The 24,021-nt window shown below is 56.6% G+C and carries 20 protein-coding genes; 1 reads left to right on the plus strand and 19 read right to left on the minus strand.

The window, feature by feature from the left end; translation table 11 throughout:
- Nucleotides 1–4: 4 nt before the first annotated feature.
- Nucleotides 5–1,264: a transcription termination factor Rho gene (gene rho / locus BLR97_RS07690; RefSeq protein ID WP_089704443.1), complete on the minus strand. Its 1,260-nt coding sequence runs from the start codon at nucleotides 1,262–1,264 to the stop codon at nucleotides 5–7.
- A gap of 477 nt (nucleotides 1,265–1,741) precedes the next feature.
- Here rho and ppx point away from each other — a divergent pair, with 477 nt between their 5' ends.
- A complete protein-coding gene (ppx, locus tag BLR97_RS07695; RefSeq protein WP_089704446.1) occupies nucleotides 1,742–3,298 on the plus strand; it encodes an exopolyphosphatase in 1,557 nt (518 codons plus the stop codon).
- On the opposite strand, the gene tilS is transcribed toward ppx, so the two are convergent.
- The 18 genes from tilS to rpsB form a co-directional block, all read right to left on the minus strand.
- On the minus strand, nucleotides 3,285–4,553 hold the full coding sequence (gene tilS / locus BLR97_RS07700) for a tRNA lysidine(34) synthetase TilS (protein ID WP_089704449.1): 1,269 nt from the start codon (nucleotides 4,551–4,553) through the stop codon (nucleotides 3,285–3,287). The two genes, ppx and tilS, sit on opposite strands and share 14 nt — an antisense overlap.
- Nucleotides 4,534–5,490, minus strand: a complete 957-nt coding sequence (accA, locus tag BLR97_RS07705) for an acetyl-CoA carboxylase carboxyl transferase subunit alpha (protein ID WP_089704454.1) — start codon at nucleotides 5,488–5,490, stop codon at nucleotides 4,534–4,536. The genes tilS and accA overlap by 20 nt, the downstream gene beginning before the upstream one ends.
- A gap of 101 nt (nucleotides 5,491–5,591) precedes the next feature.
- A complete protein-coding gene (gene dnaE / locus BLR97_RS07710; protein WP_089704456.1) occupies nucleotides 5,592–9,095 on the minus strand; it encodes a DNA polymerase III subunit alpha in 3,504 nt (1,167 codons plus the stop codon).
- Between the two features lie 37 nt (nucleotides 9,096–9,132).
- Nucleotides 9,133–9,750 (minus strand): ribonuclease HII, encoded by a 618-nt coding sequence (gene rnhB, locus BLR97_RS07715; RefSeq protein WP_089704459.1) that lies wholly within the window; start codon nucleotides 9,748–9,750, stop codon nucleotides 9,133–9,135.
- Nucleotides 9,740–10,924, minus strand: coding sequence for a lipid-A-disaccharide synthase (lpxB, locus tag BLR97_RS07720; RefSeq protein ID WP_089704461.1), 1,185 nt, complete (start codon nucleotides 10,922–10,924; stop codon nucleotides 9,740–9,742). Before lpxB ends, rnhB begins: the two co-directional genes overlap by 11 nt.
- A gap of 14 nt (nucleotides 10,925–10,938) precedes the next feature.
- The gene (gene lpxA / locus BLR97_RS07725; protein WP_089704463.1) at nucleotides 10,939–11,706 is read right to left on the minus strand and encodes an acyl-ACP--UDP-N-acetylglucosamine O-acyltransferase; all 768 of its coding nucleotides are present in this window, start codon (nucleotides 11,704–11,706) and stop codon (nucleotides 10,939–10,941) included.
- Entirely contained in the window at nucleotides 11,703–12,146 is a 444-nt protein-coding gene (gene fabZ, locus BLR97_RS07730; protein WP_089704466.1) for a 3-hydroxyacyl-ACP dehydratase FabZ, read from the minus strand. The genes lpxA and fabZ overlap by 4 nt, the downstream gene beginning before the upstream one ends.
- Nucleotides 12,147–12,277: 131 nt before the next feature.
- The gene (gene lpxD / locus BLR97_RS07735; RefSeq protein WP_089704467.1) at nucleotides 12,278–13,318 is read right to left on the minus strand and encodes a UDP-3-O-(3-hydroxymyristoyl)glucosamine N-acyltransferase; all 1,041 of its coding nucleotides are present in this window, start codon (nucleotides 13,316–13,318) and stop codon (nucleotides 12,278–12,280) included.
- A 54-nt stretch (nucleotides 13,319–13,372) separates the two neighbouring features.
- Complete coding sequence (locus tag BLR97_RS07740) at nucleotides 13,373–13,879, minus strand: OmpH/Skp family outer membrane protein (protein WP_089704470.1); 507 nt, start codon at nucleotides 13,877–13,879, stop codon at nucleotides 13,373–13,375.
- Between the two features lie 54 nt (nucleotides 13,880–13,933).
- Nucleotides 13,934–16,279, minus strand: coding sequence for an outer membrane protein assembly factor BamA (bamA, locus tag BLR97_RS07745; protein WP_422821913.1), 2,346 nt, complete (start codon nucleotides 16,277–16,279; stop codon nucleotides 13,934–13,936).
- Nucleotides 16,280–16,378: 99 nt separating this feature from the next.
- Complete coding sequence (gene rseP / locus BLR97_RS07750) at nucleotides 16,379–17,737, minus strand: sigma E protease regulator RseP (protein WP_089704473.1); 1,359 nt, start codon at nucleotides 17,735–17,737, stop codon at nucleotides 16,379–16,381.
- A gap of 37 nt (nucleotides 17,738–17,774) precedes the next feature.
- Nucleotides 17,775–18,971 (minus strand): 1-deoxy-D-xylulose-5-phosphate reductoisomerase, encoded by a 1,197-nt coding sequence (ispC, locus tag BLR97_RS07755; protein WP_089704476.1) that lies wholly within the window; start codon nucleotides 18,969–18,971, stop codon nucleotides 17,775–17,777.
- Entirely contained in the window at nucleotides 18,968–19,774 is an 807-nt protein-coding gene (locus BLR97_RS07760) for a phosphatidate cytidylyltransferase (RefSeq protein WP_089704478.1), read from the minus strand. The genes ispC and BLR97_RS07760 overlap by 4 nt, the downstream gene beginning before the upstream one ends.
- Nucleotides 19,767–20,564: a polyprenyl diphosphate synthase gene (uppS, locus tag BLR97_RS07765; protein ID WP_089704481.1), complete on the minus strand. Its 798-nt coding sequence runs from the start codon at nucleotides 20,562–20,564 to the stop codon at nucleotides 19,767–19,769. The genes BLR97_RS07760 and uppS overlap by 8 nt, the downstream gene beginning before the upstream one ends.
- Before the next feature lie 89 nt (nucleotides 20,565–20,653).
- Nucleotides 20,654–21,211: a ribosome recycling factor gene (gene frr, locus BLR97_RS07770; protein ID WP_089704777.1), complete on the minus strand. Its 558-nt coding sequence runs from the start codon at nucleotides 21,209–21,211 to the stop codon at nucleotides 20,654–20,656.
- Nucleotides 21,212–21,215: 4 nt separating this feature from the next.
- Nucleotides 21,216–21,992, minus strand: a complete 777-nt coding sequence (gene pyrH, locus BLR97_RS07775; RefSeq protein ID WP_089704482.1) for a UMP kinase — start codon at nucleotides 21,990–21,992, stop codon at nucleotides 21,216–21,218.
- A 123-nt stretch (nucleotides 21,993–22,115) separates the two neighbouring features.
- Nucleotides 22,116–22,985: a translation elongation factor Ts gene (gene tsf / locus BLR97_RS07780; protein WP_089704484.1), complete on the minus strand. Its 870-nt coding sequence runs from the start codon at nucleotides 22,983–22,985 to the stop codon at nucleotides 22,116–22,118.
- Between the two features lie 220 nt (nucleotides 22,986–23,205).
- Nucleotides 23,206–23,961 carry a 30S ribosomal protein S2 gene (gene rpsB / locus BLR97_RS07785; RefSeq protein ID WP_089704486.1) on the minus strand — a complete coding sequence of 252 codons (756 nt, stop codon included), beginning with the start codon at nucleotides 23,959–23,961 and terminating at the stop codon, nucleotides 23,206–23,208.
- Nucleotides 23,962–24,021 lie beyond the last annotated feature (60 nt).

A 24,021-nucleotide genomic window follows, 5' to 3' on the forward strand; every position in this document is an offset into this window, starting at 1 on the left:
AATGCTAGCGGCGCTTCATCGCGTCAAAGAACTCCAGATTGGTCTTGGTATCTTTCAAGCGGTCAATCAGGAACTCGGTGGCAGCGGTATCCTCCATGGGATTTAATAGCTTGCGCAAAATCCACATGCGTTGCATCTCTTCTTCGGAGGCCAACAGATCTTCACGCCGCGTGCCGCTGCGGCGGATATTGATCGCCGGGAAGACGCGTTTTTCGGCTAGTTTGCGGTCAAGGTGCGCTTCCATATTACCGGTGCCCTTGAACTCCTCGAAAATGACTTCGTCCATTTTCGAGCCGGTATCCACCAGCGCTGTGGCAATAATGGTCAGGCTGCCGCCTTCTTCGATGTTACGCGCTGCACCGAAGAAGCGTTTGGGCTTCTCAAGCGCATGGGCGTCTACACCACCGGTGAGAACCTTACCGGAGCTAGGCACCACTGTGTTGTAAGCACGTGCTAAGCGGGTGATGGAATCGAGCAAAATCACCACGTCTTTTTTGTGCTCAACTAGCCGCTTGGCTTTTTCGATGACCATTTCAGCCACCTGCACGTGGCGGGCGGGTGGTTCATCAAACGTTGAGGCCACGACTTCACCGCGAACGGTGCGCGACATCTCGGTAACTTCCTCGGGGCGCTCGTCGATCAACAGAACGATCAGATGGCACTCGGGGTTATTACGCGTAATGGATGTCGCAATATTCTGCAGCATCAGCGTCTTACCCGCTTTCGGCGGTGACACTAGCAGGCCACGCTGACCTTTGCCGATGGGCGCCGTCAGGTCGATGATCCGCGAGGTCAGATCCTCGGTGGAACCATTGCCAATTTCCATCCGCATCCGGTCGTCCGGGAACAGCGGCGTCAGATTCTCAAAGAGAATCTTATGCTTGGCGTTTTCCGGGCGGTCAAAGTTGATCTGGCTAACCTTGAGCAGCGCGAAGTAGCGCTCACCTTCTTTCGGCGGACGGATTTTGCCCGAGATGGAGTCGCCTTTACGCAGGTTAAAGCGACGGATTTGTGAGGGCGAGACGTAAATATCGTCCGGCCCGGCGAGATAAGAGCTGTCGGCGCTGCGCAAAAAGCCAAAACCATCCTGAAGAATTTCCAGCACACCGTCGCCATAAATATCCTCACCGCTTTTGGCATGCTTTTTGAGGATGGCGAAGATGATGTCCTGCTTGCGCGAACGGGCCAAGTTATCGATACCCATTTCACGGGCGATATCGAGCAGCTCGGGAACGGTGTTTTGCTTGAGTTCAGTGAGATTCATCGGTGTGTTAGAAAGTTGCTCATGGAAGCTAGGCGCCAAGCGCCGGAATAAGACAGGAGGCGTACATTCCGCCGTGTGATGCGTTCAGATCCCGATAAGGCACGCGCTCAAATGAAAGGGCTAGGCTGAGAAGTATTAACCACATGATTAATGTGACTCAGTTCGAGGGTGCTAGTACTGGTGATTCTGGTCTGCACAGGAACGGCTAAACCAGCGGGCTATCTGACGACTTGGACTCTGGCTGACATCATCGGGCACGATACACAAAATACGTCACCGTGCAACGAGCGCTAACTTCAACGCTGGATAATGCCTGGGGCGACCTGGATAATAACCTGTGAAAAAGATGGGTTATTCAGGTCGGATCAAGCCAGTAGCTCGATGTTAGTCAACCCCTGCGCCAAACGCAAGCTTTTGGCAATTGACAATAAATGGACGTCACCTCAACCTTGGGGTAGCCAACACAAAGGATAGCTCATGCCCAAGGATATTTCGCTCCCCATTGACGCCCCTGCCACAGAGGCAGAAAGGGACGCACCGCAACGCTTAGCGGCCATTGACCTAGGGTCGAACAGCTTCCACTTATTGGTTGCCAACTACCACAATGAACGCCTTCAAGTTGTGGCTCGCCTGGGCGAAAAGGTTCAACTTGCCGCGGGTTTGGATGAAGACGGCCAGCTCAACGAAGCCGCCATTCAACGCGCCCTGGATTGTCTGGGCCGGTTTGCCCCCTTTTTGACCGGCATCACCCAGCAAAATTTGCGTATTGTGGGCACTAACGCCCTGCGTGATGCGCATAATAGCCAGGACTTCATCGAACGCGCTGAAGCGCAATTGGGCCACGCCATTGAGATCATTGCCGGTCGCGAAGAGGCCCGCCTTATTTATCTGGGCGCCGCCCACGCGCTGGCAGAGAGCGGTCGCCGTTTAATTGTCGATATCGGCGGCGGTTCCACCGAATTTATTATTGGCGAGGCCTTCGAGCCAAAAGCCCTGGAGAGCCTGCGCATGGGATGCGTCACCTTCCGCCAGCGCTTCTTCCCCGACGGCGAACTCAGCGAAAAACGCATGCGTCGCGCTGAATTAGCCGCCCTTTCGGAACTCGCCAATATCCAGCGCCCTTACCAGCGCCTGGGCTGGGATGACCCGGTGGGCTCCAGCGGCACGATCAAGGCTACCGCCAGCGTGCTTTATGCTTACGGCGATACGCCCCACGAGGGTGTGATCACGCGTGACGGCTTAAAGAAGCTGCGTGAACGCCTGCTGAAGTGCAAGAATCTGGATAAAGTAGAGCTCAACGGCCTCAAGTCCGACCGCGCCAAGGTTTTCCCCGCTGGGATTGCCATTCTTGGAGCGATTTTCGAAGCCTTCGACTTAACCCAGATGCGCTATGCCGACGGCGCCCTGCGCGAAGGCGTGCTCTACGATATGGCCGGGCGTAATACCGCGGAGGACTCGCGCTCGAAAAGCCTGGAATCGCTGCAGCGCACCTACGATGTCGATACCCGCCAGGGGCAAAATGTCGCTGATACCGGCGAGCGTTTGTTTCATCAGGTTCGCCATGAGTGGTCACTGAGCGCTGAGCAAGGGCGCTATTTGCAATGGGCCTGCCACGTGCATGAAATTGGCCTGGCGATTTCCCACAGCCAGTTCCACCGACACGGCGCTTATCTACTCGAGCATTCGGATCTTGCCGGATTTTCGCGCCCGGAACAGCGCTTGCTGGCGTTTTTAGCTCGCGCCCATCGGCGTAAATTTCCGCTCAAAGAATGGCAGGCGCTGCCTAAAGCACAGCAAGAGCAGAGTGCTAAACTGGCTCGCCTGCTGCGCCTGGCGGTGCTGCTGAACCATTCACGCCCGGAAAGCGCCCCGCCGCTCCCCGACATCACCGTTAAAGGCGATCAACTGACGATCACGCTGCCCGAAAGCGACGAGCCGACGCTTCTGAGCACCGACCTGGAGCAAGAACAAGCCTACATGGACGCAGCAGGGTTCAAGCTAAACATCGACGAGCAGCCCGTTACCCAAAGTTAACGCCTTCTGCCCGCCACAGCAGCGTGGCGGGCGGCTGAATGACGCCCACACACTCTTCCCCTTGCATCACCATAATGAGCCGTTCGCGCTGCCACGGGGGCAACAGCGTCTCCTGTAGCAGCCGCTTAACATCCCGCCGACCGCGTTTTGGCAAACGTATCGTTTCTCCTCCCTGTCGCCAGCGAAGGGTCACGGGCTCGGTGGTCTCTAGTGCCAGTTGCAGTGGGCCTAGCGGGGTTATCAGCCCGGGCTGGCCGTTCCAAGTGGCTTGCCAGGGCTCAAGCGCTTCTAATGGCGGCATGATATATAAACGCCCACGCCACACCCGTGCTTCGGCCCCCGGCCATGACACACGCACCTGGGCATCACGCCCGGCGAAGAATTGATCCAGCAGGGTATCAATACGTTGACGCGGCGGCGTAGGCAAATCCGCTTGCTGACACAACGTGCGTACTAGCAGGCGCTGACGGGGGCGGTCACGTAAGCCAAGCGCGGCCACATCGAGACTGCCGTCGCTATCTCGCAACGCCTGCAGTTCCTCGGCGGCATAGGCAACCAGCAGTTGGTCGGCCTCCCCCGCGTGCCGCGCACTTTGCGCCAGCGCACTAGCCGCCTTCGGCCAGCGTGCCTGAAGCTCGGGCAACACCCGGTGGCGTAGGCGGTTCCGATCCAACGCAACGTCTTGATTGGTTGGGTCGTCACACCAATCCAGGCGCATCACCTCGGCCGTTTCGGCCAATTGCTGACGGCTGACGGTCAGCCAGGGGCGCAACAGAGTAAGGCCCTGCCAATCGCGTCGGTAAGGCATGGCACCAAGCCCACGAATGCCACTACCGCGTAGCGCCGCCAGCAGCAGGGTTTCGGCTTGATCGTCTTGATGTTGGGCCAGCCACAGCGTATCGCCTTGGCTAATATGTTGGGCAAAGGCAGCATAGCGCGCCCGTCGGGCAGCCCCTTCAAGGCCGTCGCCTTGGTGTTCAACCGTTACCCGCGCCACCGTGAGCGGTACCGCAAGCGAAGCGCACAAGTCTCGACACTGTGTTTCAAATGTCTCGGCTGCTGGTTGTAGGGCATGGTTAACATGAAGCGCCTTGAGCGGCCGCCGAGCCTGCTGGCATACCTCCGCGGCCAGCACGAGTAACAGCGATGAGTCGAGCCCGCCGGAGACGGCCACCCAAATAGAGCGCCCCGGTGGGGTTTCCACCAGGGCGTCGTTGAGCAGACTTACTAGCAAATCAGGCTGCCGGTGCGCCATAGCTCATTAAGCGATCATAACGGCGCGCCAATAGCGCCTCAGTGTCCATCGTTTGTAGCCGATCAATACTCGCCACCAGCGCTTCTTTAACGCGCTCGGACGTCGAAACCGGATGGCGATGCGCGCCGCCGAGGGGCTCTTTGATCAACGAATCGACAAAACCAAGTTCTTTTAAACGCTCGGCGGTGATGCCCATGGCCTGGGCTGCTTCGGAGGCTTTCTCAGCACTCTTCCACAGAATAGACGCGCAGCCCTCCGGGGAAATCACCGAATAGGTCGAGTACTGCAACATTTGCAGCTCATCGCACACGCCAATGGCCAGTGCCCCGCCCGAACCGCCTTCACCCACCACGGTGGAGATGATCGGGGTTTTCAGGCGCGACATGACGGCCAAATTGTAGGCGATCGCTTCAGACTGACCGCGCTCCTCGGCGTCGATACCCGGATAAGCCCCCGGCGTGTCGATAAAGGTCAGCACCGGCATCTTAAAGCGCTCGGCCATTTCCATTAACCGACAGGCTTTACGGTAGCCTTCAGGGCGTGGCATGCCAAAGTTGCGGCGCACCTTCTCTTTAACATCACGGCCTTTTTGATGACCGATTACCATAACGGGCTGATCATCCAGACGCGCCACACCGCCTACCAAAGCGGCATCGTCGCCGAAGTGTCGGTCACCGTGAAGCTCGTCAAAATCGGTGAAGATGTGCTCAAGATAATCCAGCGTGTAGGGGCGCTGTGGGTGCCGAGACAGCTGAGACACCTGCCACGGCGTTAAATCCTTGAAGATCGACTCCGTTAGCTTACGGCTTTTTTCTTCCAGCCGGGCGATCTCGTCGGAAAGGTTGACTTGACTGTCGGAGCTGACCAAGCGCAGCTCCTCAATTTTTGCCTGAAGTTCGGCAATGGGCTGTTCAAAATCGAGATAATTAGGATTCATCGGCTCTGCCTGTAGAAAATAAGCCTTGTCGAAACGCGCATGTGATAGAGAGCATTATCGCACCCTGACCCTGCCACGCAAGGCACCACACGGAAAGCGCATCACTTGTAACGCAGCTGGACGCCCACCTGACCTTGCACATCGCGCAGGGTCAGCAATAAATCGTCGCTGGGCGCGACTTTCCATTCATTCGCAAGCTCTAGCCAGCCCACCGCGTCGGGGTGGCGATACTGCAAACGAACCGGCAGCCCCGCCTCGTCGCGGAACGGCGTGAGACTGGCGCGCAAGCTCTCGACCAGACGGCCGTTGAGTTGTTTTGCATCCAGCGCCAGCTCCACCGCCTGGCCAAACCGCATGCGTGCCGCGACCATGGGGGTTACGTCCTTGCCGCGCAGCTTTAAACCGCCGGAAAAGTCATCGTTGGAGACTTCGCCTTCGACAATCACCACTTCATCCGCGGCGATCTGACCGCGCAGCTGTTCAAATAACTCACCAAATAGCGATGTTTCGATGCGTCCGGTGCGGTCATCCAGGGTGATGAACGCCATGGTATCACCGCGCTTGGACTTCATCGTGCGCATGGCCACCACCAACCCCGCAACCCTTTGCGGATCACGAGAGGGTTTTAAATCGCTGATGCGCGTTGACACAAAGCGTTTTAATTCACGTTCGTACTCGTCAATCGGGTGGCCCGTTAAGTAAAGGCCCAGGGTATCTTTTTCACCGGACAAGCGTTCACGATCAGTCCACTCCCGGACATTACGATATTCAGCGTAGACATCAATTGCCTCTTCTTCTTCGGCAAATGCCTCGCCAAACATATCGATCATACCCAAGTTCTGATTGGCGTTATTTTGCGCAGCGGCCTTAAGTGCATCCTCCATGGCGGCCGCCAGCACTGCGCGGTTTGGGCCTAGGTTATCCAGCGCCCCGGAACGAATCAGCGCTTCCAGGGTGCGCTTGTTCATGCGTTTGGGATCAATGCGCTTGCAGAAATCGAAGAGATCGGTAAACGGGCCACCGGCTTCGCGAGCTTCAACGATCGCGCCAATCGGGCCTTCACCTACCCCGCGAATTGCGCCTAGCCCGTACACCACCCGGGCGTCGCTATCCACGGTGAACTTGTAGCCACCCACGTTGACATCCGGCGGGGTCACGGTGAGCTTGAGGCTACGACACTCTTCTATCAGCGGGACGACTTTATCCAGGTTATCCATTTCCGTGGACAACACCGCCGCCATGAAAGGCCCCGGATAATGGGCTTTGAGCCAGGCAGTCTGGTAAGACACCAATGCGTAGGCCGCGGAGTGCGATTTGTTAAAGCCGTAACCGGCGAATTTTTCCACCAGGTCAAAAATGTTCCCGGCGAGGTCTTTGTCGATACCGTTGGCCGCGCAGCCCTCCATGAAGCCAGCGCGTTGCTTGGCCATTTCTTCAGGTTTTTTCTTACCCATCGCCCGGCGCAGCATGTCCGCCTGACCCAGCGAATAACCGGCCATCACCTGAGCGATCTGCATAACCTGCTCTTGGTACAAAATGATGCCGTAGGTCGGCCCCAGCACCGGTTTCAACAGCTCGTGCTGGTAATCCGGGTGTGGATAAGATACTTCCGCGCGACCGTGCTTACGGTTGATAAAGTCATCGACCATGCCCGACTGCAGCGGACCGGGGCGGAACAGTGCCACCAGGGCGATCATGTCGTCGAGGGAGTCGGGCAGCAGGCGCTTGATCAACTCCTTCATGCCGCGGGATTCCAGCTGGAAGACCGCGGTGGTCTCGGCGCGCTTGAGCATCTCGAAGGTTTTGCCATCGTCGAGCGGAATGGCATCGATATTGAGCGGCCCCTGGCCGTTCACATCGCGCACCTTATCGACCATTTCCAGCGCCCAGTCGATAATCGTCAGCGTCCGCAGGCCCAAAAAGTCGAACTTCACCAGCCCGGCGTCTTCGATATCGTTTTTATCGAACTGCACCATCAAGCCTGAACCGTCTTCGTCGCATAACAGTGGCGAAAAGTCGGTGAGCTTGGTGGGCGCAATCACCACGCCGCCCGCGTGCTTACCGGTGCCACGGGTAGTGCCCTCCAGTTTGAGGGCCATTTCCCAGATTTCTTCGGCTTCTTCGTCGCTGTCGATAAACTCTTTCAGCGCCGTTTCTTGTTCAATGGCTTTGGCAAGCGTCATGCCCACTTCAAAGGGAATCAACTTGGAGAGCTTGTCGCCCAGCGAATAGGGCCTTCCCTGGGCGCGAGCAACATCGCGCACCACGGCTTTGGCGGCCATGGTGCCAAACGTGACGATCTGCGATACCGCGTTGCGGCCGTAGCGATCGGACACGTACTCAATTACCTTGTCGCGTTTTTCCATGCAGAAGTCGACGTCAAAGTCGGGCATGGAGACACGCTCAGGGTTAAGAAAGCGCTCAAACAGCAGGTCGTAACCAATTGGATCAAGGTCAGTGATTTTCTGCGCGTAGGCCACCAACGACCCCGCACCGGAGCCACGCCCCGGGCCTACCGGAACATCGTTATCCTTGGCCCACTGTATAAAGTCCATCACGATCAGAAAGTAGCCAGGAAAGCCCATCTGGATAATGATGTTCAACTCGAAGTCGAGCCGTTCCCGGTAGCGCTGGTCGATCTCGCGGTAAGCGTCGCTATCGCGAGGGTACTGGTCGGCAGGAAACAGGAAATCCAACCGCTCGGTTAAACCATCATGGGAAACCTTACGGAAGAACTCGTCCTGGGTCATGCCTTCGGGAATACCGAACTCGGGCAGGAAAATCTCGCCCAGGCGCACATCCACGCTGCAGCGCTCGGCAATCATAACGCTGTTTTCAAGCGCCTCGGGAATATCGGCGAACAGTTCGGCCATTTCGTCGGGGCTTTTTAGGTACTGTTCTTCAGTGTAGCGACGCTCGCGTCGCGGGTCGTCGAGCGCCTTACCTTCGCCAATCGCCACGCGCGTTTCATGGGCCCAATAGTCGTCGCGCTCTAAAAAACGCACGTCGTTGGTGGCCACGACAGGCGTATTCGACTCTAGCGCCAGCTTGACGCTGGCGTGAACGCAGGCCTCTTCCAAGGGGCGACCGGTGCGGATGAGCTCCAGGTAAAAGCGGTCAGGGAAGGCACTTTGCCACTCCTCTAACAACACCCGCGCTTCGCGCTCATGCTCGGAAAGCAGGTGGCGGCCAATCTCGCCTTCGCGCCCGCCCGAAAGCGCAATCAGGCCTTCACTTTGATCCATCACCCACTGCTTATCCAAAATGGCGCGGCCCTGACGCTGACCGTCAGTCCAGCCTTTGGAAATCAGCTCGGTCAGGTTGCGATAGCCGAGTTCGTTCATAGCCAGCAGCGTAATACGATACGGATGCGCGTCGTCGTGGGGATTATGCAGCCATAAGTCACTGCCGATAATCGGTTTCAACCCAGCGCCCTGGGCGGCTTTGTAAAACTTAACCAGCCCAAACAGATTCGCTTCATCAGTTAAGGCCAGCGCCGGCATCTCGCGCTCAGCGGTGGTACTGACCAGCGACTTGAGCTTCACTAAGCCATCAACCAGGGAATATTCACTGTGCAAACGTAAATGAACGAACGGAACCGTCATGGGACTCTCGGTAAAAAACGCTAAATAAATAGAAAGGCTACAGCAGTGCTAGCTGGCGCTGCACTGGCGCAAAGCTTCGTCGATGGTCGGCTAATGGCCCATGAACCGCAAGCGCCGATAAGTGCTCTTTGGTCGGGTAGCCCTTGTGGCGCGCAAAACCATACTCAGGATAGCGCATATCCAAGGCAACCATCTGGGCATCGCGGGCGACCTTGGCCAAAATAGACGCCGCGGCAATGGCGGGGTGACGGGCATCGCCTTTGACCACCGCCTGACCCGGCAGCGAGTGCCCCGGCAGTCGGTTACCGTCCACCAGCAAGTATTCTGCCGCCGGCACTAGCGCGTCAATCGCCCGTCGCATCGCTAAGTGCGTGGCATGATAAATATTAAACTGATCCACTTCGGCAGCACTCGCTTCTGCCACGGCAAAGGCCAACACCCGCTCACGAATCTGACTATCCAGCGCTTCACGTTTGCGCGCGGTCAGCTTTTTTGAATCCGTAAGACCTTCAATCGGTTTAGCAGGGTCAAGAATTACCGCGGCGGCCACTACGCTGCCGATCAGCGGCCCGCGCCCCACTTCGTCGACGCCGGCTAAACGGGCACCGCGGTAGTCTATCTGCAGCGGTGGGAAGTTAGTCGTCTTAATACCCATTGATGCCGTCGTCCTCTGCGGCTAACGGCTGACCCAGCGCAACGGCCTCAATCGCATCCGCCGCGCGGCGACTGGCATTGCGCTGGAGCGCGGCATGCATTGTGGCAAAACGGGCTTCTAGCGCGTGGCGCGCGGGCTCATCCACCAGTAGCGCGCTCAGTTGCTCAGCGATCGCCTCGGGGGAAGCGGCGTCTTGAATCAACTCGGGGACGATCGTTTGCTGAGCAATCAGATTGGGCAGCGATACCCACGAGGTCTTAACGAGGCGCTTGGCCAACCAATGGGTTAACGGGGCCATTTTATAAGCAACTACCATGGCCCGGTGACACAACATGGCCTCCAGCGCGGCCGTTCCCGACGCCAGCAGCACAGCATCGCTTGCCACCATCGCTTCGCGGGCCTGCCCGTCTAACAGCACAACCCGCTCATTAAGCGCCGGATAAGCGCCTAATAGCGAGTTAATTTCCTCGCGGCGCTGTGCGCTGGCGGCGGGAATAACCACCTGGAGGGTATCGTGCCGCAGGCAAAGCTGTTCTGCTGCGCTTAAAAAGGTCGGCCCAAGAAAGCGAATTTCATTACCCCGGGAACCGGGCAAAATCGCCAATACTGGTCTCTGCTCATCCAAGCCAAGTACCTGGCGGGTGTTCTGACGGTCATTGTCGAGGGGCATTTCATCGGCAAGCGGGTGGCCGACAAAAGCAACGGGCACCTGGTGACGACGATAAAAGTCCGCCTCAAAAGGCAGCAGCGTAAGCATGCCATCGACGGCTTTGGCAATTTTTTTCACGCGTCCTTGCCGCCATGCCCACACCGAGGGGCTGACGTAATGCGCCGTTTTAATGCCCGCCTCGCGAAGCTGTTTCTCCAGACCGATGTTAAAATCCGGGGCATCAATGCCAATCATGATATCGGGCTGCCAGGCTTGGGCTTCCTGACGTAGCGTGCGGCGTACCCCAATCAGTTCCGGCAGGTGCTTGACCACTTCCACCAGGCCCATTACCGAGAGCGTCTCGAGTGGGAAGCGGCTGTTTAGCCCCTGGGCTTCCATACGTGGGCCGCCGATGCCACGAAACTCAATGTCGGGATGGCGCGCGTTTAGTTCGCGCATCAGTCCGGCGCCGAGAATATCCCCGGAAAGCTCGCCTGCTACTAGGTATATGCGCTGAAGTCCCATGTAGAAGCCGCCGATTAGCGGGTGATGCCGCGAGTTGAACGCTCGATCGAATCAGCGAAGTGAGTCACTTCAGGTATTGGAAACTGACGACGCATTTCAGCCAGTGCCTGCTCGACCGTCAACCCTTGCCGATACACAAGCTTGTACGAAGCTGTCAGCGCGTTAATCGCTTCACGGCTAAAGCCTCGCCGCTTCAATCCCACGAGGTTGAGGCCACGTGCTTCAGCGGGGTTGCCATTGATCATCACGTAGGCTGGTGTGTCTTTGGTAATAATCGAACCACCGCCCGCCATGGCGTAATCGCCAAAGTGGCAGAACTGATGCACGGCCGCCAAGCCGCCCAGAATAGCAAAATTGCCTACGGTAACGTGGCCTGCCAACGTCACTTGGTTGGCTAAAATACAGTCGTCGCCAACCACACAGTCATGGCCTACGTGCACGTAGGCCATGAACAGGTTGCGCGAGCCGATCGTCGTTTCACCGCGGTCTTGTACCGTTCCACGATGCAGCGTTGCGCCTTCACGAATGACGTTGTCGTCACCCATTACCAAACGCGTCGGCTCGCCCGCGTACTTTTTATCCTGGCAATCCTCACCCACCGAGGCAAACTGGAAAATGCGCGTACGCTCGCCTAGCGTCGTGGGACCTTTGACAACCACGTGAGGGCCAATGACCGACCCTGCACCAATGGTGACATCAGGCCCAATCACGCTGAAGGGGCCTACCTCGACGTCATCGGCAAGCCGGGCGGCGGGATCGACAAGGGCAGTAGGATGTATCAAGCTACTTTCCTCTCAGCACAAATAATCTCTGCTTCGCAGGCCAGTTCGCCATCCACCGTTGCACGGCAGGCAAATTTCCAAATGCCCCGCTTACCGCGGATAACATCAGCCTGAAGCGTCAATTGATCGCCCGGCATCACAGGGCGCTTAAAACGCACTTTATCACTACCCACCAGGTAATATACATAGCCATCGGCGGGGAGCTTATTAACCGTTTTAAACCCAAGAATCCCGCAGGCTTGAGCCAACGCCTCAATCACCAGCACGCCCGGCATGATCGGATGATGGGGAAAATGACCGTTAAAAAACGGTTCATTAATACTGACATTTTTGTACGCAACGATGGATTCGCCCACAGTCAGCTGCGTTACCCGATCTACCAGCAAAAACGGGTAGCGGTGCGGCAAGTACTCGCGAATTTCGTTTATATCCATAACCATCGTAGCGACCTCTAAAGAAACATAATACCTGTCACATCAGGCAACCATCGGCACTAAAGCCGATTAAAAAAGCAGTGGATTATAACGCTATGCGGGTGAGCCTCAACCGACCCACTGTCATATTCACACAGTCACATCTGGCCGCGATGGTTTTTTTCCAAGCGAGACAACCGGTTAGCAATATCATCAAGCTGTTTAAAACGAACGGCATTTTTTCGCCACTGAGCGTTACTCATGGCCCCGGTGCCGGAAGAATAAACGCCGGGCTTATGAATAGAATTGGTCACCAGGCTCATGCCCGTGATCTGAACGCCATCGCAGATCGTGATATGGCCCGCTAGCCCTGCGCCGCCGCCGAGCATGCAGTGCTGCCCCACATGGGTAGAGCCCGCAATGCCCGAACAACCCGCCAGCGCACTGTGATCGCCGACCGTCACGTTATGGGCAATTTGCACCTGACTGTCGATTTTCACATCATTACCGATGACGGTGTCACCCAGCGCACCCCGATCAATATTGGAGCAGCTACCGACTTCCACATCATCGCCCAACACAACACCGCCTAATTGAGCGATTTTGTGCCAGCGGCTGCCGTCGTGGGCAAAACCAAACCCGTCCCCACCAATCACGCAGCCGCTTTGCAAAATAACCCGTTGGCCAATCACGACCCCATGACAGACGGTCACATTGGCATGTAAACGACTATGATCGCCCACCACGCTATCGGCGCCAATGACGCTTCCGGCTCCTACGACCACGTGCTCGCCGAGCACCACGCCCTCTTCAACCACTGCATTGGCCTGAATACTAACGCCTTCTCCCAACGAGGCACTTGCGGCGACCACAGCACTGGGATGGATACCTGGCACATCACGCGCGGGTAACGGATCGAAAAGCTGGGACAGTTGGGCGTAACCCAAATAGGGATTGTCTATCTCCAAGCGAGGTACCGGACAGCTTTCAGCGTGCTCCGGATGAAGCAGAACAGCCGCCGCTCGGGTCGCGACCAAGTCTTTCAGATAAGCACGATTGGCTAGAAAAGCCACTTGGTCAGACTGGGCTTCTTTAAGCGTCGCCAGCCCCCGTACGGGCTGCTTACCGTCGCCCTCGAAGGCAACGTTCAAATGGCGGGCAATATCCGCAAGCGTAAGGTCGTGAGAAGCGTGGGTCATGAGCGGCCAAGTAACCTTTGGCGCGGCAATACCGCACCAATCATTATGGGTATATTAATTGAGCGAGTTAAAAATTTGCGTCACTTCATCGGTCACATTGGGCAGATCCCTTGATGAATGCAGAACCCCCTGGGGCTCGACTAACACTTCGATACCGTGACGATCAATTACTTGCTCGACCGCTTGTTCAAGCTTGGACTCGGCACCTTGAAGAAACTGCTGCTCAGAACGCTGCTGCGCCTGGCCTATTTGCTGACGCAGCTGTTCGAAGCGACGCCCCTTTTGTTGTAGCTCGGCAATCATCGACTCACGCTCGGCTTCAGACATCATCTCGCCTTCATTCTGCAGGCGCTGCTGCAACCCCTGAAGTTCGTTGCTAAGGCTTTCAGCTTCACGCTGCTGGTCGCCAATCTCGCCTTCCAAGCGGCTAATGGATGATTGGGCGGATTCGCTATTCATCAATGCCGCACGCCAGTCAAGCACCGCGACTTCCTCCGCTTGTGCCTGTGCCGATAACACCATGGCACCCAACAGAAAAACGACCCCAGTGAGCTTACGCATGGTAGTAACTCCTTTTTTGTAAAACCAGCGCGCCGGACGGCACGCGTTAACACATTAGAATGACTGGCCCAGCGAGAACTGGAAGAACTGGGTATCATCCCCGCTCTCTTCGTTTAAGGGCTCAGCCACCGCAAAGGTCAGCGGGCCCACCGGTGTCAGCCAGGAGAGGCCCAGCCCGGCACTATAGCGAAGGTTGCCCAAGTCAACGCCGGAATCGCACCGCTGGCGGCTAGCGTCTTCGTCGAGCACGTCGTAGCAGGAGGTTAAGAATGTATTACCCGCATCTAAGAACAACGATGCCTGCAAAGAGTTCTGATTTTCTACAAACGGCAATGGGAAAAGCACAGCAGCGCTACCTTCAACGAGCACGTTACCGCCTAAAGTGCGGTCTCGACCGCCTTCACGCGAGGGAGTAGTACGCTGGCCCAGAGTATTCGACGTGAAACCACGAACCGAGCCCAAGCCCCCGGCATAGAAATTTTCATAAAAAGGATAAGGGTCGTTGCTGCCCAGCGAGTCGGCATAGCCGAGGTCGCCGGTAAATTTCAGTGACCACGCATCGCTCAACGCAAACAGTTGCTGCGCGCGAGCACTGAATTTGTAGTATTGCGTATCGCTGCCCGGCGCACCGGTTTCCACCGAGAGGCGCTGGTAATTACCCGATGTGGGCATGATGCCGCGGTTCAGATTATTGCGTGTCCAGTTGGCATTGAGCTTGAGGGCTTGTGCACTATCGCCCTCGTCCTGAACGTAACGGCGAATTTCCGAGGCGGTGTCAAAGTAGGTTTTCACCGTGAGATCTTCGGCGCTAGCGCCAAAGTTAAGCCGTGAAAGCTCGCTGATAGGATAACCGAAGTTAATCCCGGCGCCATACGCATCCGTGGAGTAGGTCGAGATATCAGAATCTTCGTAATCGGTTTCACGATAGAAGACATTATAGCCCCGAGAAATACCGTCCAGCGTCCAGTAGGGATCGGTAAAGCCAAAGTTAATGCTGGTAAAGGTGTCACTACGCTGAGCCCCGATATTGACGCGGTTACCGGTACCCAGGAAATTATTCTGCGAAAGCGATGCCCCGTAAATCACCCCGGCGCTCTGGGAGAACCCAATACTGGCCGAAATAGAGCCTGACGGCTGCTCTTCAACATTGTAAGTGACGTCCAGTTTATCGGGTTCACCGGGCACCTGCTCAGTGTCTACTTCAACTTGGCTGAAGAAGCCAAGCCGTTCCAGGCGTTGACGCGACTGGGTAATCGAATCCGTTGAGGCGGGTGCGCCTTCCATCTGGATCATTTCGCGACGCAGCACTTCATCGTCAGTCGTTGTGTTGCCGACAAACTCGATACGGCGCACGTAGGCACGCCGCCCAGGTTCGACGGCAATCACCAGATCGACCGTCTCACCGTCACTCGCCACTTCGGGGATACCGCGAACATCGGCGAAGGCAAAACCTTCAGCACCCAAGCGCTTACGTAGCGCTTCAGTGGAAGCATTGAGTTCCTGCCGAGAGAATATCTCACCGCGCTCGATAGTGAGCAGATCACGAGCCTGCTGCTCACCAATTTCCAGATCGCCGGTAAAACGCACGTCGCCCACCCGATACTGGCTGCCTTCATCGACATTCAAGGTAATGAAGATTTCCGATTTGTCAGCGCCAATGGATACCTGGGTGGAGGTCACTTCAAAATTGACGTAGCCGCGATCCAGGTAGTACGAACGCAAACGTTCGATGTCGCCAGCCAAGGCTTCGCGGGAATATTCGTCACTGGAGAACCAGCCAAACAAGAAACCCGGACGGTCTTCCAGTTCGAAGATGTCCAGCAGCGTTTCGTCGTCAAAAGCGTTATTACCGACGATGTTGATCTGGCGGATTTTGGCGACTTCGCCTTCGTTAATTTCAATGTCAACGCGCACCCGTCCTTCGTCGATTTCCTCGACGCTGGTCTCAATGCCTGCGCTGTAGCGACCCTGAGATTGATAAAGCCCCTCTAGCTCACGCTCCATTTCTTCGAGCGTGGAGAGCTGTAGCACCTGGCCTTCCGCGAGACCTGCCTGGGTCAAGCCCTCGCGCAAATCGTCATCTGAAATCTGATCGTTACCGCTGATGTTCAACTGGGCAATCGTGGGCCGCTCGACCACCTGGATGACGAGTACGTCGCCTTCCCGGGCCAGCGATACGTCTTCGAACAATCCGGTTTCGAAAAGTTGCCGCGCCGCTGCCGCCAACTCGCTTTCGCTCACTTGGTCGTTGGCACTCACAGGAAACGCATTAAAGACCGAGGCGGCGGAAACCCGCTGCAGTCCTTCCACACGAATGTCCGAAACATCAAAGGATTGTGCTTGGGCACCGCTGGCGCCTGCCAGCAAGAGTACCGCCATTCCAAAGGTCTTGATTTTCATGCAGTCATTTCGCTCGCGTTGGTCTGCCCATTTTACAAACGGGCACCATATACATTTGTGCAGGCAGATGACAAGGCATCCTAGGCACTACACGCGTCGTTACCAGAGGCGCATCAGATCAAAATACAAGGCCATGAGCATCAGGGTGCCGACCATGGCAAGTCCGATACGTAGGCCTATCGCTTGGGTTTTCTCGGAGACCGGCCGTCCGCGCACGATCTCCATGAAATAATAAAGCAGGTGACCACCGTCCAACACGGGGATAGGCAACAAGTTAAGCACCCCCAGGCTAATAGAAAGATACGCTAGAAAGCCAACAAATGCTTCCAGACCCGCCCGGGCAGTGTCACCGGAGATCTGAGCAATGGTAATCGGGCCGGACAAGTTAGATGGTGATATTAGCCCCACCAGCATTTTGCGAATCGCATCAACGGTCAACAGCGTCATGTCTGCCGTGCGCGATAGAGACTGACCGACGGCCTCAACAGGGCCATAGCGGATCTCGCGTTGATACTCATCTGGCCAGGTGACAGGCTCAGCGCCCGCACCAATGTAACCAATAGCAACACCAGTCTCCAGACTGTTGCGAGCAGGCGTTAACGTGGTGGTTTGTGGCTCGCCATTGCGTTCAAATTTAACCGATAACGCTTGGCCGGGGCTGCCCCGAATCACGTTGACAAAAGCCATCCAATCCGCGATGGGCTGCTCATCCACCGCAATGATGCGATCGCCCACCTGCAAGCCAGCTTCAGCGGCGGCTTCGCCATCAATCACCTGACCGAGCATCGCGGGCACATCAGGCTGCCAAGGGGTTATGCCCAGCGTTTGCAAGGGCTGGGGTGGATCCTGGCGGGTCAAATAATCGCGTAGCGGCAGCTCGTAAACTGATGCATTGCTCTGACCCTCTGGGCGAGCCTCGATGGTCAAATCGCCACTGAAGCCAATCATTGAGACAAGCTTTAGATTGATTGCCTCCCAGTTGCTGACAGACTCTCCCTGAATGGCCGTAATTTCGTCGCCATGGTTTAAACCCGCCTCTGCCGCCGGCGAATCGGGAAGGGTCTCACCGACCATCGGCGCAACGACGGTCGTCCCCGCAACGAACAACGCCCAGTACGCTACAATCGCGAGCAAGAAATTGGCGATTGGGCCGGCAGCCACGACTGCAATACGTTGCCAAACCGTTTTACGATTGAACGCTTGGTCTAGCTGCTCTTCCGGCACGGGGGCTTCGCGCTCGTCGAGCATCTTAACGTATCCCCCGAGAGGAATCGCGGCGATAGCAAACTCGGTTCCGTGGCGATCTACCCGCGACCAGAGCGGCTTACCAAACCCCACCGAGAAACGCAGCACTTTGACACCGCAGCGGCGTGCTACCCAAAAATGGCCGAATTCGTGGAAGGTGACCAACAGCCCCAACACCACAATAACCGCCAAAATATTCTGTATCAGGCCCACATGGCACTCCTCGATAGTCTACTCAGGGTTGCTGAGATTAAGCGGACCAACGTTTAAGCCACCCAGCAGCATGCTCGCGCGCGCGCTGGTCGGCCCATAAGATACTGTCGAGGCAGTCGGCGCGCCCCTCTAGCGGCGAGGATAACACCCCCTCGACCAATCGACCGATGTCTAAAAAACCCAGCCGATGATTCAAGAAGGCGTCAACCGCCACCTCATTGGCGGCATTCAAGACAACCGGGGCCAGGCCACCGAGGCGCATGGCCTCACGGGCAAGCGGCAGGCATGGAAACCGCGCTTCATCCGCTGTTTCAAAGTCCAGCCGAGCCACTTGAAATAAATCCAATGCCTCGACGCCCGCGTCGATGCGCTCAGGCCATGCCAACCCATACGCGATGGGCGTGCGCATATCAGGGTTACCCAACTGTGCGAGCACCGAACCATCCTGATAGGCGGCCATTGAGTGAATAACGCTCTGGGGATGCACGACGACTTGAATCTGGTCGGGGCGAGCATCAAACAGCCAGCAAGCCTCAATCAACTCTAAACCTTTGTTCATTAACGTGGCGCTATCCACCGAGATCTTACGCCCCATTGACCAGTTAGGGTGCGCACAGGCTTGGTCGGGCGTTACCTGGGCAATCGCTGACTCACTCCAGGTGCGAAAAGGCCCACCGGAAGCAGTGAGCAACAGCTGTGAGATACCATGGCGCGCCAAGCCGCCACGGTGCTCGACAGGCAGACACTGGTAGATCGCGTTATGTTCGGAATCAATCGGTAACAGCGTGGCGCCAGAGCGAGCGACCGCCTGCATAAATAGCGCGCCACTCATCACCAACGCCTCTTTATTGGCCAATAGCACACGTTTACCCGCCTCAGCCGCGGCTAAGGAAGGCAACAATCCTGCCGCGCCGACAATCGCCGCCATGACAATATCGACACTGGCGTCGCGAGCCACATCACACAGCGCCTCCGGCCCCACCATCACGTCGGTGGGCTGGTTCGCCCGGCCAAGTTCAGCACGCAGCCAACGGGCATCTGCTTCATGGTCGAGAACCGCAACCAGAGGACGAAACGTAATGCACTGAGCCAGCAAGGCTTCTTTCGATGTATGGGCGGTGAGCGCGTGGATTTGATAACGCTCAGGATGACGTGCGATGACATCAAGCGTGCTAGTGCCAATAGAGCCGGTCGAGCCCAACACCGTCACGCGCTGAATAGCTGACGCAGTCATAGGCTCAGCACCTGTAGAAAAAGCAGTGCAAAGAGAGGGATGGCCGCGGTTAAACTATCCATTCGATCCAGCACACCGCCGTGCCCCGGCAGCAACTGACTCGAGTCCTTAACGTCGCGGTAGCGTTTGAGCATGCTTTCCAGCAAGTCGCCCAAAACAGAAATCAGCGTCACCAGAAGCGTAATCACTACCAGCGCGATACCATCAGCCAGCCCCATGGATAGCCCAAAGGCAAAGCCCAGTGCCAGTAGCGCCGTTGCCACCATGCCGCCAAAGACGCCTTCCCACGTTTTGCCTGGACTAACGCTAGGCGCCAACTTGCGGTGACCCCACCGACGCCCAGCAAAGTAGGCGCCAATATCCGCCGACCACACCAGTAGCAGCACGAACAGTAACCATACGGCACCGGCGTCTCGCAGAATGTTAAAGCCTACCCAGCAGGGCAGCAGCACCCAAAGCCCCATCAGCAAGCGTCTGGGCGTTGTTTGCCATTGCGAGCCAAGAGATGGGTAGCGTGTCACCCAGATAAAATTCAGCAGCCAACCCGCCGCCGCCAGCCACAGCGGCCATGTAGCTAAGGCCATGTCGGCCAGCCACAGTAAAAGCATTAGCATAGCGCAGACTGCGACCAGCGCCGCGCGCTTAACGGGTTGGGCGACACCCGCCAAGTTGGTCCACTCCCAAGCGCCTAACAGCACCATCAGGGCCGTAAACAGAGCAAACCCTGCGCCTTGTAAACCGAACAGACCGATCAGCACCAGCGGAGCTAACCAAGCGGCGGTTATCACTCGCTGTTTAAGCACCTTGGGCCTCTAATTGTTCGTCGGTCATGCCAAAGCGTCGCTGCCGCTGACAAAAATCAGCCAACGCCTCGTCGAAAGCCTCGGCGTGGAAGTCAGGCCATAACAATGGCGAAAAGTGCAGTTCTGCGTAGGCTAATTGCCAGAGCATAAAGTTCGACAGTCGCTGTTCGCCGCTGGTGCGGATGCACAGATCGATCGGGGGAACATAAGCGCTGCTACTGCTGCTCATGGCTTGATCCATCTGCACTTCGTCGATGGCCGCCGCAGAAATGTTACCTGCAACGGCCTGCTCGGCGAGTCGCCGGGCTGCTTGTGCGATGTCCCACTGGCCGCCATAGTTCGCCGCAATTACCAAGTGCATGCCTGAATTACCAGCGGTTAGGGCTTCAGCACGCTGGATATGCTTTTGGATCGCGTGAGAAAAACCGCGTTGCTCGCCGATAATGGTTAAGCGAATATTGCGTTCGTGGAGCTTTTTTACCTCGCGTTTGAGCGCCATCAAAAAAAGCTCCATGAGCGCATTGACTTCCGCCGCCGGGCGCTTCCAATTCTCGCTTGAGAACGCGAACAGGCTAAGCGTTTCGACCCCCCGCTCAGCCGCACGTTGAATAACCGCCCTCACGGCTTCTACGCCGGCCCGGTGGCCTCGAGCCCCCGAAAGGCCGCGCGCACGTGCCCAGCGATTATTACCGTCCATAATAATCGCCACATGGGACGGCACCGGGTCATGCGCAACCTCGCGCGCGTTGGCGTCGTCAAACGGTTGTCCAGGGGGTTGCGGTGACGTCATGAATACTGGTACCAAAGATCAATCATAGAAAAGCCACTCAAAGATGGCTGAGCGGGCAGCTCAACTACCCGCGACGTGAATATCCGACCTTACACCTGCATCAAGTCCTGCTCTTTCGCGGCAAGGGCCTTGTCGATCTCGGCGATGTATTTATCGGTCAGCTTCTGAATGGCGTCTTCGCCTTCCCGCTGATCGTCTTCGGTAATGTCTTTATCTTTCAACAATGACTTGAAGTCACCGTTCGCATCACGACGTACGTTGCGTACGGCGACGCGGGCGTGCTCGGCTTCGCTGCGCGCCTGCTTGATATAACCTTTGCGCGTTTCTTCCGTCAGCATCGGCATCGGTACGCGAATCACAGCACCGGCGCTGGCCGGGTTCAAACCAAGGTCGGCCGTCATGATGGCTTTTTCGATTTTTTGCACCATGCTCTGTTCCCACGGCGAGATCGTCAGCGTTCGCGCATCTTCAACGTTCACCGACGCCACTTGGTTAAGCGGCACCTGCCCGCCGTAATATTCCACGGTCACCGCATCAAGGATGCTGGGATGGGCACGCCCGGTACGAATCTTATTAAAATTACTGTGCAATGCCTCGACGCTCTTTTTCATCCGAGACTCTGCATCTTTCTTAATGTCATTAATCACGTCGTTACCCTCTATCAATCAGCGTGCCTTCCTTGCCCCCAACTACTAAATTTAGCAGGGCGCCAGGCTTATTCATGTCAAACACCCGCACTGGCATATCATGGTCACGTACCAGGCAGATAGCGGTCAAATCCATGACGCCAAGCTTTTGATCAAGCGCATCATCGTAGGAAAGTTGTTCGTACTTGACGGCGTCAGGGTGTTTCACCGGATCTTTATTATAAACACCATCCACCTTGGTGGCTTTAATGACCACGTCAACGTCGACTTCGATACCCCGCAAACACGCGGCAGAATCGGTGGTGAAAAACGGGTTGCCGGTGCCGGCCGAAAACAGCACGACGTCTCCCGAGGTCAGATAGCGGATCGCCGTGCGGCGATCATAGTGCTCCACCACCCCACTCATGGGAATCGCCGACATCACCCGCGAACGAATATTGGAACGTTCTAGTGCATCACGCATGGCCAAGGCATTCATCACCGTAGCCAGCATCCCCATGTGATCACCGGTCACACGATCCATACCGGCTTCGTTGAGCGCCGCACCACGGAACAAATTGCCACCGCCGATGACAATCCCCACTTGAACGCCAATACCCACTAGCTGGCCAATCTCCAGCGCCATCCGATCCAGCACCTTGGGATCAATACCAAAGTCGTGCTCACCCATGAGCGCCTCGCCAGACAGCTTGAGCAGAATACGTTTGTATTTTGACTTCGAACCTTCGGGTTTCGATTTGCTAGACAGGGGGGTAAGCGACTCTTGAACATCGCGCGACATGGCAATTCTCCTAAGGCTGACCTGAGCGCCGGCAAGCGCCATCACCCCTTTTATTATACAGGGGCCGGATACGCGAAGGCGTGCGCTCGCGCGCACGCCAACTGACAACTGGAATATCTGACCTTAGTGACGGCCAGCCTGTTCCATAACTTCCTTCGCGAAGTCGACTTCTTCTTTCTCGATACCTTCGCCTACTTCAAAGCGGGTAAAGCCGACCACTTCACCACCGGCCGCTTTAACAAACTCAGCGACTGTCTGGTTGGGGTCTTTGACGAACGGCTGCTCGGTCAAGCTGTTTTCGGCCAGGTACTTTTTCAGACGACCCTGCACCATTTTTTCAGCGATTTGTTCCGGCTTGCCGGCCATGTCAGGCTGCGCCAGGATAATCGCTTTTTCAGCGTCCAGCTCTTCCTGAGGCATGTTTTCCGGATGTGCAACGGACGGATTGATCGCCGCTACGTGCATGGCAACGTCTTTCGCCACCTGAGCATCGCCACCGGTCAGCACGGTCAACACACCAATACGGCCACCGTGAACGTACTCACCGACCACGCCACCGTCGGCAGCCTCAACGACCACCGCGCGACGCACGCCGATGTTTTCGCCGATTTTCTGCACCAGCTGCTCGCGGGCGGTTTCCAGTTCACTGTCCATCACAGCGGCGACGTCTTCGCTTTTCGCGGCAAAGAACGCATCAGCGATTTTGTCAGCGAAAGCGATAAAGTTGTCATCGCGAGCGACGAAGTCGGTCTCGGAGTTGATTTCCACCATGACCCCGTAGCTGCCGTTATCAGCAACACGCGTCACGACGGCACCTTCCGCTGCGGTGCGGCCGGCTTTTTTCGCGGCTTTCAAGCCGGAGCTTTTACGCAGGTTTTCGATTGCAACTTCGATATCGCCATCCGTTTCGGTGAGTGCTTTTTTACACTCCATCATGCCCAAGCCGGTACGTTCGCGAAGTTCTTTAACCTGAGAGGCGCTAATAGCTGCCATGAGATTTCACCTCTGAAATGGTTCTAGCTGAGAGTTAAACGCCTTACAGAGCATAGCGACGGCACATGACCGAATTATCTCACTCTGTACGGCGTTGCCAACATCACTGTCGGCCTAAGGCTGCCCACTCCAAGCATTCACCCAAAGCGGGAAAAAGGGGGCCCAAGAAGCCCCCTCTAAAGTGATGCGGCACCTGCACGACACCGCATCGACCACCGATTTACTCGGTGGCGGCGCTGCTGTCGGCGTCAGCGGCTTCTTCAGTGTCAGTCACTTCGACGAACTCGTCGGGGCGACCTTCTTTAGAACGGCCACAGGCATCGGCAATCGCTTTTACGTAAATCTGGATAGCGCGGATGGAATCATCGTTGCCCGGAATTACGTAATCTACGCCATCGGGATTGGAGTTAGTATCCACCACGCCGATAACGGGAATGCCCAGCTTATTGGCTTCGTTGATCGCGATACGCTCGTGGTCAACGTCGACGACGAACAGTGCGTCCGGTAGGCCGCCCATGTTCTTGATACCACCCACGGAACGCTCAAGCTTGTCCTGCTCGCGCGTTGCCATCAAGACTTCTTTCTTGGTCAACTTCTCGAACGTGCCGTCTTCGTGCATCGCTTCAAGCTCGCGCAGGCGCTTGATGGACACGCGGATAGTCTTGAAGTTGGTCAGCATACCGCCCAACCAGCGATGATTGACGAACGGCTGGCTTACGCGGTTGGCTTCTTCCCTAATGATCTTGCTAGCGCTGCGCTTGGTGCCAACAAACAAAATCTTGTTGTTGGATGCCGCCATCTTCTCGACCACGTCGATCGCTTCGTTAAGCGCCGGCAGGGTGTGCTCGAGGTTGATGATGTGAATCTTGTTGCGCGCGCCGAAGATGAACTTGCTCATCTTCGGATTCCAGTACTTGGTCTGGTGACCGAAGTGAGCGCCTGCTTTCAGCAGGTCACGCATATTAACGTGAGACATGGTAAAACTCCTGAAACTCGGGTTAGGCCTCCACGCACCCCATGGATCCGACCATTGGCA

The organism is Vreelandella arcis, from assembly GCF_900103865.1.
GTDB classification, from domain to species: domain Bacteria; phylum Pseudomonadota; class Gammaproteobacteria; order Pseudomonadales; family Halomonadaceae; genus Vreelandella; species Vreelandella arcis.

Coding starts and splice junctions, on each gene's coding strand:
- rho (WP_089704443.1), bottom strand. CDS start 1,264: ATGAATCTCACTGAACTCAAGCAAAACACCGTTCCCGAGCTGCTCGAT.
- bamA (WP_422821913.1), bottom strand. CDS start 16,279: ATGAAAATCAAGACCTTTGGAATGGCGGTACTCTTGCTGGCAGGCGCC.
- rnhB (WP_089704459.1), bottom strand. CDS start 9,750: ATGGGTATTAAGACGACTAACTTCCCACCGCTGCAGATAGACTACCGC.
- tsf (WP_089704484.1), bottom strand. CDS start 22,985: ATGGCAGCTATTAGCGCCTCTCAGGTTAAAGAACTTCGCGAACGTACC.
- lpxD (WP_089704467.1), bottom strand. CDS start 13,318: ATGACCCACGCTTCTCACGACCTTACGCTTGCGGATATTGCCCGCCAT.
- ppx (WP_089704446.1), top strand. CDS start 1,742: ATGCCCAAGGATATTTCGCTCCCCATTGACGCCCCTGCCACAGAGGCA.
- BLR97_RS07740 (WP_089704470.1), bottom strand. CDS start 13,879: ATGCGTAAGCTCACTGGGGTCGTTTTTCTGTTGGGTGCCATGGTGTTA.
- tilS (WP_089704449.1), bottom strand. CDS start 4,553: ATGGCGCACCGGCAGCCTGATTTGCTAGTAAGTCTGCTCAACGACGCC.
- ispC (WP_089704476.1), bottom strand. CDS start 18,971: ATGACTGCGTCAGCTATTCAGCGCGTGACGGTGTTGGGCTCGACCGGC.
- accA (WP_089704454.1), bottom strand. CDS start 5,490: ATGAATCCTAATTATCTCGATTTTGAACAGCCCATTGCCGAACTTCAG.
- fabZ (WP_089704466.1), bottom strand. CDS start 12,146: ATGGTTATGGATATAAACGAAATTCGCGAGTACTTGCCGCACCGCTAC.
- dnaE (WP_089704456.1), bottom strand. CDS start 9,095: ATGACGGTTCCGTTCGTTCATTTACGTTTGCACAGTGAATATTCCCTG.
- lpxB (WP_089704461.1), bottom strand. CDS start 10,924: ATGGGACTTCAGCGCATATACCTAGTAGCAGGCGAGCTTTCCGGGGAT.
- pyrH (WP_089704482.1), bottom strand. CDS start 21,992: ATGTCGCGCGATGTTCAAGAGTCGCTTACCCCCCTGTCTAGCAAATCG.
- rpsB (WP_089704486.1), bottom strand. CDS start 23,961: ATGTCTCACGTTAATATGCGTGACCTGCTGAAAGCAGGCGCTCACTTC.
- uppS (WP_089704481.1), bottom strand. CDS start 20,564: ATGACGTCACCGCAACCCCCTGGACAACCGTTTGACGACGCCAACGCG.